Source organism: Nonomuraea sp. NPDC048916, from assembly GCF_040649575.1.
Lineage (GTDB): Bacteria > Actinomycetota > Actinomycetes > Streptosporangiales > Streptosporangiaceae > Nonomuraea.
This window is the reverse complement of record NZ_JBEZFS010000230.1, coordinates 1-451: the sequence shown is the minus strand read 5'-3', so window position 1 is coordinate 451 and position 451 is coordinate 1. Positions and strand designations below refer to the sequence as shown.

Sequence of the window (451 nt, the reverse complement as noted above, 5' to 3'; positions counted from 1 at the left end):
GTTGGCGCGGCTGCGGCGGGAGAAGGCCGAGCTGGCCCGGCAGCACGCCAAGGAGAAGGCGGCCTGGGAGAAGGAACGCGCGGAGCTGGAGGACGAGCGTGATGTCCTCAAGCGTTCCGTGGTCTTGTGGGTGAAAGAGGCGATGGGTCGGTGAGCGTGGCGGCCTTCATCTGCTCCCAGAAGACCGAGCACGGTATCGACCACGCGATCTCCTGCCGGGCGCTGGAGGTTTCCCAGTCCTGGTTTTACAAGTGGAAGAACCGCATCGGAACCGTTGCGCCGACCGCCCGTGATCAGCGGCGGACCCGGCTGGATGCGGAGATCAAGCGGCTGTTCGCGGCATCGGGCGGCACCTACGGCTCGCCGCGGATCACCCAAGACCTGCACGAGGCGGGCTGGCGGGTGTCGGAGAACACCGTGGCCAGGCGGATGGCCGAACTCGGCTTAGCCG

General features: G+C 67.4%; 1 protein-coding gene. It reads left to right on the top strand.

The window, feature by feature from the left end; genetic code table 11:
• Positions 1-150 precede the first annotated feature (150 nt).
• A partial coding sequence (locus tag AB0C16_RS40605) for an IS3 family transposase (protein WP_357691536.1) occupies positions 151-451 on the top strand: 301 nt, incomplete at its 3' end.